Origin of the sequence: Microcoleus sp., from assembly GCF_049646505.1 — a bacterium.
Taxonomy (GTDB): domain Bacteria; phylum Cyanobacteriota; class Cyanobacteriia; order Cyanobacteriales; family Microcoleaceae; genus Microcoleus.
Genome location: NZ_JBARVX010000212.1, coordinates 1 through 8650 on the forward strand (window position 1 = coordinate 1; position 8650 = coordinate 8650).

The window sequence follows — 8650 nt, forward strand, 5'->3', positions numbered from 1 at the left end:
AGGAGGAGGCGGAGGTTGAGATTTTTGATAAGGTTAAGGAATTGATGGATGCTGAGGATTTTACTTTGCCTCCGCTGGATGTTGCGGTTGAGAAGTTGCGGGAAACTGTCAGTGTTTGAGTTGGGAAATTAATTTTTACTAACTCGACTCGTCTACATTCAAATAAACTTAAATAAAACAGATAATTGGGTAAAACAAATGAATGAAAATTTGGATCGCCAAAAATACGATACACTAGACGATGATAATGATGTTGTATTACTAGGTCAAGATACTTTTACGGTGGGTAGGTTTAAACAGTTACTCAGTCTCAAGTTTGGTGAAAGTTTTAATAAATATTATGTAGTAACTGAATCTTACCATCGGTCAATAAGTAGTTTGATGAGTGATTTGCAGATTAACGAAGGAACAATAATTTCTGGAGGCGATATAAACTGGAACTCCCGTAAGGAAGGAATCAATTGTCAAGTTCTCAAAATTGGTTCCAAGGGTTGGCAAAAAGGAAAGGTTCAAATCGAAGTTAATAAAAATTTTAAGTCTGGGGAAACGCAGACATCTATAAAGTTTTGTCCTGATGAACCACTAGAACACAAATCGCCTCTAGATGATATCAGGCAATCTGAGGAATACAAAAAACTGAGCAATAACAACTGACAGCCCGATCGCCATTACAATACAATAGTCGATCGCACACCGCTACACTTCTCAGGAAAAATAAAAAATGGTAAATATAGAAGAATATGTCGATCGCACCGCCGAACTGATAAACTTACCGTTAGACCCAGAACATCGGCCGGGTGTTGTGGTAAACTTCGAGAGGATAGCTGCGATCGCCCGACTGGTTGTTGAATTTCCTTTACCCCCAGAAGTAGAAGTCGCGCCGGTGTTTGAACCTTAGTTTTTTTAACCGCAGATGAGGGCAGATGAACGCGGATGAACGCAGATGTTTTTTAGAGAAGGCTGATGCGGTTGCTACGGCAGCGGCGGTTAAATCTGGTAAGGTTACGGCTACAGCGGCGGTAAGTGCTGCTTTGGAACGGATTGCTGTTGCCGATCGAGCTTTTAACTGTTTTACTAATGTAATGGTCGATCGCGCGCTTGCAGATGCCAAAAAAATAGATAATTCGATCGCAAATAACGAAAACCCAGGCTTTTTAGCAGGCGTTCCCTTCGCTGTCAAAAACCTCTTCGACATCAGCGGAATTACTACCCTAGCAGGCTCAAAAATCAACGCTGACAATCCGACCGCTACCCAGGACGCGGGGGTGGTCGCTCGACTAAAACAAGCCGGTGCCGTGCTCGTAGGCACGCTCAACATGGATGAGTACGCCTACGGTTTCGTTACGGAAAACAGTCACTACGGGCCCACGCGCAATCCCCGCGATACTGCGCGCATCGCTGGCGGTTCCAGCGGCGGTTCGGCTGCTGCTGTGGCTGCGGGTTTAGTACCCATCACCCTCGGTTCGGATACAAACGGTTCCATCCGCGTGCCCGCTGCTTTGTGCGGTGTTTTTGGATTTAAGCCTACTTACGGTCGTTTGTCAAGGGCTGGCGCTTATTTGTTTTCGAGTAGTTTGGATTGTGTGGGGCCGTTTGGGCGATCGATCCGAGACATCGCGCTGCTGTACGATATTATGCAAGGCCCTGATTCTCGCGACCCAGTTTGCACCCAGCGCCCGCCAGAACTTTGTTCGCCACAGTTAAATCAAGGTATCGCAGGATTGCGAATTGCTGTTGCTGACGGGTATTTCGCTACAGGGGCCGAACCGGAAGCAATGGATGCTGTAGAAATAGTTGCAAATGCCTTGACAAATATCTTAAATTGTGGTATAGAGCAAAAAAAAGCAGGAACAAACCCCTCAAAAAAAATCGGGGGGCTTGAAACTGTTAGCATACCGGAATCCGATCGCGCCAGGGCTGCGGCGTTTATCATTACCGCTTGCGAGGGGGGAAACTTGCATTTGCAGAATTTGCAGTCGCGCCCTCAAGACTTCGATCCTGCCACGCGCGATCGTTTTTTGGCTGGAACCCTGATTCCTGCGACGTGGTACGTGCAAGCGCAGAGATTTAGACAGTGGTATCGCGATCGAATTCGCGCCATATTCCAATATACAGATATCATTCTCGCACCCGCAACCCCGATTGCTGCCCCTGAAATTGGTGTCGAGAAAATGGTCATCGCCGGACAAGAAATATTAGTGCGTCCCAATCTGGGACTGTTCACCCAACCCTTATCATTTATAGGCTTACCCGTTCTTTGCGTGCCCGTACAGCGGCCCGGCGCTTTGCCTTTGGGGGTACAAATTATCGGTGCTCCCTACAGCGAAGCGGTGATTCTCCGAGTCGCTGCGGTACTAGAATCGCAAGGCATTATATCTGCCGAATCAATTTAGTGCTATTTCTAGGGTTTGTTGTTGCGGTGGAAGCGTCTCTTAGTGCGTCTGGCAATAGCTTTGCGCTTCTGCTTTTCGAGGGGGGTTTCAAAGTGGCGGTGTTTTCTCATGTCGGGAAAAATTCCCGCTTTGGAAACTTGTCGCTTGAACCGTCGCAGGGCTGACTCAATCCCTTCATTTTCGCCTATTACAACTTGGGTCATTATTTCTCCTTAGTGTTTGTTAGATCGAGTTTTATCATATCAAGGTTTCTGGCTGCGCGATCTGTTGGATGTCGGGCGATCGACCAAAAACCTTAAAATTATACCAAATCCGGTGCTAAGTTGTGGCGCTTCTAGATAGTTGGCGAGAGAGGGAGAGAGGGAGAGAGGGGGGGGAGAGGGGGAGAGGGGGAGAGAGGGGGAGGGGGAGAGTATTTTTCTCTGTTCCCTGTTCCCTGTTCCTTCTAACCAATGACCAATGACCAATGACTATTGACTATTGACTGCTGACTACTGACTATTGACTACTGACTACTGACCAATGACCAATGACTATTGACTACTGACTACTGACTACTGACTATTGACTACTGACTACTGACTACTGACTATTGACCAACTGATTTTCCTGCCGCAGATAAGCTTGAATGAACGGTTCTAATTCGCCATTCATCACATCTAGGATGGCGGTGGTTTCCACTCCAGTCCGCAAATCCTTGACCATTTGATAGGGGTGAAACACGTAATTCCGAATTTGCTGGCCCCAAGCCGCCTCTACCATGTCGCCGCGAATCTCGGCAATTTCCGAAGCCCGCTGTTCCTTAGCAATCACCAACAGCCTAGCTTTGAGTAATGCCAAAGCTTTTTCCTTATTTTGCAACTGACTGCGTTCTTCGGTACAGCGGACGGCCAAACCAGTGGGAAGGTGAACGATGCGGACGGCCGTTTCTACCTTGTTAACGTTTTGTCCGCCCTTGCCGCCCGCGCGGGAAGTTGTGATTTCTAAGTCTTTTTCTGGGATATCCAATTGTACGGATCGATCGAGCACCGGCATCACTTCCACGCCCGCAAAACTGGTTTGACGCTTGTCATTCGCGTTAAACGGCGAAATTCTGACCAAACGGTGAGTACCCTTTTCCGATCGCATATAACCGTAAGCGTAGCGGCCGACAATTTCCAAAGAAGCTGATTTAACACCTGCTTCCTCTCCCTCGGAAATTTCCATTAAATGTACTTTGTAACCTTGACTTTCCCCCCAGCGGGTGTACATCCGCAGCAGCATTTCGGCCCAATCTTGAGCATCCGTGCCGCCCGCCCCGGCGTTAATTGTCAAGACTGCGCCGCCTTCGTCGTAGGGGCCCGATAGCAATTGTTGCAGTTCCCACAGGTCGAGTTCGCGGGTTAATTGAGCAAGACTCGATGAGGCTTCTTGGAACAAAGACTCGTCTGCGTCTAACTCCAGCAGTTCTAAAATAGCTCTAGCGTCTTCTAGGCTAGTCTGCCAACTGCGGTATTGGTCTAAATGAGATTTGAAGTTGTTGAGTTCTTGGAGGGTTTCTTGAGCGCTATCCTGGTCGTCCCAAAATGCTGGTTGGGCACAGATTTGCTCTAAATCTTGAATTTTGGCTGTGAGTGCGGGGATGTCAAAGATAGTCCTGGGTGGTACCCAGTCGATCGGACAATGTTTCGATATCGTGCTTGATGTCTAGAACTTCCACTGTGAGTTTTCCTAGTTGTGGTGGGGTGTTATATTAATTTTAACTTGCTGCTGACTTGTTGTTGCACAAATACTAAGAACGTTTTTTAACCGCAGATGAACGCGGATGAATGCAGATTTGAGCGGAAACTGTCAAGACAATAAAAAACCGCGACTCGATCGAGCCGCGGTTGTTCGCGTACAGTTTAGATTAATCGCGGCTGTTGAGAGCAATCATCAGGCGCAGAATGAAGATGAACAAGTTGATGTAAGTCAAGTACATCGACAAAGCGGCGGGCAAATACTGGTCGTCGCGGTAGCTGCGGGGTAGTATGTAAAAATCGACGATCGCAGCGCCAGCAAAGATAAACACGCCGATGCCGGAAATGCCAATTTCTAACCAGGTTGGGGTGTAGACTCCAAATAGAGAGAGTAGAAATTGACCGCCAACGACGACTAACAAAGCAATCACACCTAAACTGATGGTTTTGGTGATGGCCATGCCGTCTTCTTCCGACAAGTTGGAACCAATTTGGCGGGCGGCTATAAAGGTAATGCCGCAGCCTAGGGCTGCAAAACCGATGCCGCCGATGCCGACACCTTCGGATCTGAGGGCTGTAAACACCAATCCGCTGAGGGTGTAGCCGGAAAGCAGGCTGTAGGTTGCCAGGAGGGGTAAGGCGGTACTATTGTTGCCTTTTTCCGCGACACCGCGAGCGACAAAGAATAAAACTAATTCTAGGACGATCGCGCCGATGAAAGTGGGAAAAAAGATCGCCGGATAGTTGCGAATCACTCCGAGGCCGCCGTAAGTACCGACAGCAGTTAAGACAAGTCCGCCGCCCACGAAGGGGAGAGCGTTGGAGATGACGTTGGGGCCTACCAGCGCGTGGTTTTTGGCCTCGCGCACGGCTTCGCGGAAATTGCTGGTGTTACTCACGAGGATTTACCTAATTTTAGCTGAGAGTTGCTACTTAATATTTTGACACTTTTACGGTTTATTTGCAAAACCTGGAAGAGTTTAAAGATTTGATAAAGAAGGGGCGAAATCGCTCCAAAGTAGGAGGAGATTGTTTATAATCGACAGCGTACAGGGTTTGCGGTTCCGCTGCGGCGCCGGAAGTAGCGCTGTCTAATACGATTGTCAACAGCGCAGGGCTATTCTTTAGCTTAATTAGCAGGGTAATGTCAAGGTCGATCGAATCGCCGATAGCACAGGTCAATCTCTTGGGAAATTGGGATTTACAATTTGGGATTGAAAGCTATATGCTAAAGGGAGGAGCCTCCGTGGATTTGAGGTTTTTGATTGCCGACAAGATTTGATTGCCGATAAGAGTTGAAACTAGGGAGAGAGAACCCCCACAATCTAAAATCTCAAAACTAAAATCGGCTCGGTAGTTGCTCCCGGTAGCTCAGACAGGAAATGCCAAGACAATTAATGAATAGATGTAGTTCGTACCGACAAAATTCCAAACAGGTAATGTCTCATGTCCACTTTTTTTGCTCGAAAATTATTGCCGCGTGCAGCCGGAATTCTCTTGAGTGCAACCGTTATTTCCGGCGGCCAAGCTGCCCTTGCAGGTAATGTCCGAGCCGTTTCTACCGCTGCTTCATCGCAGGGTTCAGAAAGTTGGCTGCTGGCTCAGATTGGTCAACCGCCTCAAGGTACAACTTCTCCGAACCCGAATCCGGGAAGGGTAAACCGAGCGCCTTTGCCGGTAAAAATTCCTGAGCCTTCGACGGTGGTAGGGTTGGGTTTAGTTGCGGGTTCCTTGGTGGTGACTCGCCGGAGAGCGAAAGTCGATCGATTTTAGATTAGAGATGAATTTATATAGCCTTGCTCAGTAACATGAGGTGGGCATGGGGCATGGGGCATGGGGCATGGGGCATGGGGCATGGGGCATGGGGCATGGGGCATTGGGCATTGCTTGTTACCAGGCTCTGCCTGGTAACGCAGATCCGGAGGCTCTGCCTCCTTTTAGCTCTCAGCTTACAGGAGAGAAGACTGTAGGAGGTGTTTAAGTTATTAAATTTTCGTTCCTTAGCCGATCGCATCCCTCAAAGCATTTTTAGTCATAGCTGCGATCGACTGTTCAGTAGCTTTCGGCAAATGATAGTATTTCCCGCCAGAAGTCTTGGCCAACTCCTTCGCAAAGCCGGTCGAAATGAATTTGCTCTCAGTGTCAATCACCAGCAACTGCATTCCCAGGCCGCGAATTTTGGCAGCAATTTCTAACAATTCCTGCTTAATATCTGGCTTTTCTCCATCTAAAATCGGTTCGCCCAAAGAACGGGCCAAAGGAATATTACCGCGTCCGTCAGTAATAGCAACAATCGCCACTTGACCGATATCTCCAGACTGCCGCGCGTTGACTCCCACGCGCACCGCCTGCGTCAAACCGTGGGCGAGGGGCGAACCACCGCCGCAGGGCAGCCGTTCCAAACGCTTGCGGGCCAAGGCTATCGAGCGAGTAGGCGGCAGCAATACTTCTGCTTGTTCTCCGCGAAACGGAATCAGCGCAACTTGGTCGCGGCTTTGATAAGCTTCGGTGAGTAGCTGCATGACAGCACCTTTGGCCGACTGCATCCGGTTGAGGGCCATCGAACCCGAAGCATCCACGACAAATACCACTAGAGCCCCAGCTTTTCTGGCCAAGCGCTTCGCCCTAATGTCTCCCTGTTCCACAAATACGCGGCGCTCAACCCCCCCTTGCCCCCCCTTAGTAAGGGGGGGTTGACTTGTATCTTGCCCCCCCTTGCTGGGAGATTGACTGGTATCTTGCCCCCCCTTGCTAAGGGGGGATTGACTTGTATCTTGCCCCCCCTTGCTGGGAGATTGACTGGTATCTTGCCCCCCCTTAGCAAGGGGGGGTTGGGGGGGTGCGGAATTCCTGTCGCGGCGGGCTTTTTGGTAGGGTGCGGCGGCTCTGAGGGTCGCATCTACAGCGATGCGGCGGACGGGGCCTTTGGGCAATACTGGCTTGACGTAACGACCTCTATCTTCCGAGAAAATGGTGCTTCTGCTGCCGGATTTGCCTTGGCGGTTGGCGTTTTGCGCGAAGAACAGCACGTCGGGGTCGAGAATTACGCCTTCGGGGTCAAAGAGAAATTCTTCGGGAATGTTGGTTTCTTCTTGTTCTTCGGGAGGTTGGTCTTCTTTGTCTTCTTCTTCCTCTTCTTCTTCTTGTTCTTGTTCCGATTGTTCTGGGGGTGGCGGTGGCGGCGGGGGTGGCGGTGGGTTTTCGTCTGGGGGAGTTTGGACGATGGTGGCGCGGGGTACGATGACGAGTTCTACGGCGCGGCGCAAATCTTCGGCGTTAACTTCTGTGCGTCCTTCGATGGCGGCGGCGGCTTTGGCGACGCGGACGGCGAAGATTTCGGCGCGGTGTCCTTGGACTCCGCCGCGCAGGGCTTCTTCTACTAAGTAGGCAATTTGTTCGCGTTTAATGCTGACATCTTTGAGCCATTCTCTGGCGAGGATGATTTGGGTTTTGAGGTTGTCGGTGTCTTCGGTGTATTGGTTGAGAAATTCTTGGGGGGAACTGGAGTAGGATAGGGCTTGTTCTACTGCATAGACTCTTTCTTCTAGTTCGAGTGCTGCGTCGGCGGAAAGTACGATCGCGATGCGATCGAGCAAATGTTCTCTGAGCGACCCTTCTTCGGGGTTGTAGGTGGCAATGAATAGAGGTTTGCAAGGGTGTTGGAAGCTGATGCCTTCGCGTTCTATTTGGTTCCGCCCTTCGGTTAATACTGTTAGCAATTGGTTGGAAATGTTGTCATCGAGCAGGTTGATTTCGTCTACGTAAAGTACGCCTCTATTTGCTTGGGCCAGGAGTCCGGGTTGAAATACGGTTTTGCCGAATTTTACTGATTGTTCGACATCGACGGAACCTAAGAGTCGGTCTTCGGTGACACCCAAAGGAATTTGAATGAAGGGTGCGGAAATTATTTCTGTATTTGGGGAATTTGTATTTGTGTTGCTGGCATTTTTGGTGCCATTTTCTGGCAATAATTCTGAGATTTCTTCTGGATAAAATTCATCGGGTTCGGCGTTGCAAAAAGAGTCTTTAACAATTTCAATTGGTGGCAGTAGGGAATGCAGGGCGCGGGCCATTACTGATTTTGCGGTACCGCGGCGGCCGGCGATCGCAACTCCTCCCAATCCGGGATCTACTGCTGCTAAAAGCAGGGCTAATTTGATTGCTGCTTGCCCGACTACGGCGGTGAGGGGAAAGGCGGTTGTGGAAGGGCTAAGGTTGGCTGCGGGCATAGGATTTTCGACTGTAAAAATTTGAACTTAATGTTTAGCTTACTGCTTGAAGTGTTTTAACTTCTAAAGGGAGAATCACGGTAAAAGTCGAGCCGACTCCGATTTCTGATACTACCTCTATTTGACCTTGTAAAAGCGTGACTAGCCGCGATACTATGGCTAATCCCAGGCCGGTGCTGTCGGGGGGATACTGCTGTTTGCGGGCTTCTCCTGCTTGAAAAAAGGGGTCAAAAATGCGGTGGGTATCTTCGGGGGCGATGCCGATGCCTGTATCTGTAATGGCGATCGTCCAATTTGCTTCTCCAGCGCG

General features: G+C 49.6%; 9 protein-coding genes. 4 read left to right on the forward strand and 5 right to left on the reverse strand.

Annotated elements, in window-relative coordinates; all coding sequences use genetic code 11:
• Nucleotides 1-198 precede the first annotated feature (198 nt).
• The 3 genes from WBA89_RS11410 (at nt 199) to WBA89_RS11420 (ending at nt 2393) form a co-directional block, all read left to right on the forward strand.
• Nucleotides 199-654 carry a KGK domain-containing protein gene (locus tag WBA89_RS11410; protein WP_424406437.1) on the forward strand — a complete coding sequence of 152 codons (456 nt, stop codon included), beginning with the start codon at nt 199-201 and terminating at the stop codon, nt 652-654.
• Nucleotides 655-721: 67 nt separating this feature from the next.
• Nucleotides 722-898 (forward strand): DUF4089 domain-containing protein, encoded by a 177-nt coding sequence (locus WBA89_RS11415; protein ID WP_424406439.1) that lies wholly within the window; start codon nt 722-724, stop codon nt 896-898.
• A 25-nt stretch (nt 899-923) separates the two neighbouring features.
• Nucleotides 924-2393: an AtzE family amidohydrolase gene (locus tag WBA89_RS11420; RefSeq protein WP_424406441.1), complete on the forward strand. Its 1470-nt coding sequence runs from the start codon at nt 924-926 to the stop codon at nt 2391-2393.
• An 8-nt stretch (nt 2394-2401) separates the two neighbouring features.
• Here WBA89_RS11420 and rpsU read toward each other — a convergent pair whose 3' ends face one another.
• From rpsU to WBA89_RS11435, 3 genes are all read right to left on the reverse strand, one after another.
• A complete protein-coding gene (rpsU, locus tag WBA89_RS11425) occupies nt 2402-2596 on the reverse strand; it encodes a 30S ribosomal protein S21 (protein ID WP_006632476.1) in 195 nt (64 codons plus the stop codon).
• A 379-nt stretch (nt 2597-2975) separates the two neighbouring features.
• Nucleotides 2976-4092 (reverse strand): peptide chain release factor 2 gene (gene prfB / locus WBA89_RS11430; RefSeq protein ID WP_424406444.1). Its coding sequence is split into 2 segments (ribosomal slippage): nt 2976-4019 and nt 4021-4092, totalling 1116 coding nucleotides; the frame shifts between segments, so codons are not numbered across the junction.
• Between the two features lie 189 nt (nt 4093-4281).
• Nucleotides 4282-5010 carry a Bax inhibitor-1/YccA family protein gene (locus WBA89_RS11435; protein ID WP_424406446.1) on the reverse strand — a complete coding sequence of 243 codons (729 nt, stop codon included), beginning with the start codon at nt 5008-5010 and terminating at the stop codon, nt 4282-4284.
• Nucleotides 5011-5557: 547 nt separating this feature from the next.
• On the opposite strand from WBA89_RS11435, the gene WBA89_RS11440 reads away from it, so the two are divergent.
• Nucleotides 5558-5884, forward strand: coding sequence for a PEP-CTERM sorting domain-containing protein (locus WBA89_RS11440; RefSeq protein ID WP_424406448.1), 327 nt, complete (start codon nt 5558-5560; stop codon nt 5882-5884).
• 227 nt (nt 5885-6111) lie between these two features.
• Here the strand turns inward: WBA89_RS11440 and WBA89_RS11445 are convergent, their stop codons facing one another.
• Together WBA89_RS11445 and WBA89_RS11450 are read right to left on the reverse strand one after the other, a co-directional pair.
• Nucleotides 6112-8340 carry a VWA domain-containing protein gene (locus WBA89_RS11445; RefSeq protein ID WP_424406450.1) on the reverse strand — a complete coding sequence of 743 codons (2229 nt, stop codon included), beginning with the start codon at nt 8338-8340 and terminating at the stop codon, nt 6112-6114.
• 34 nt (nt 8341-8374) lie between these two features.
• Nucleotides 8375-8650 (reverse strand): ATP-binding protein (locus WBA89_RS11450; protein ID WP_424406452.1); only part of this gene is annotated, 276 nt, incomplete at its 5' end.

Excerpts from the sequence above, each read along its gene's own strand:
- WBA89_RS11410 (WP_424406437.1), top strand. The coding sequence starts at position 199 with ATGAATGAAAATTTGGATCGCCAAAAATACGATACACTAGACGATGAT.
- WBA89_RS11445 (WP_424406450.1), bottom strand. The coding sequence starts at position 8,340 with ATGCCCGCAGCCAACCTTAGCCCTTCCACAACCGCCTTTCCCCTCACC.
- rpsU (WP_006632476.1), bottom strand. The coding sequence starts at position 2,596 with ATGACCCAAGTTGTAATAGGCGAAAATGAAGGGATTGAGTCAGCCCTG.
- WBA89_RS11415 (WP_424406439.1), top strand. The coding sequence starts at position 722 with ATGGTAAATATAGAAGAATATGTCGATCGCACCGCCGAACTGATAAAC.
- WBA89_RS11440 (WP_424406448.1), top strand. The coding sequence starts at position 5,558 with ATGTCCACTTTTTTTGCTCGAAAATTATTGCCGCGTGCAGCCGGAATT.
- WBA89_RS11420 (WP_424406441.1), top strand. The coding sequence starts at position 924 with ATGAACGCGGATGAACGCAGATGTTTTTTAGAGAAGGCTGATGCGGTT.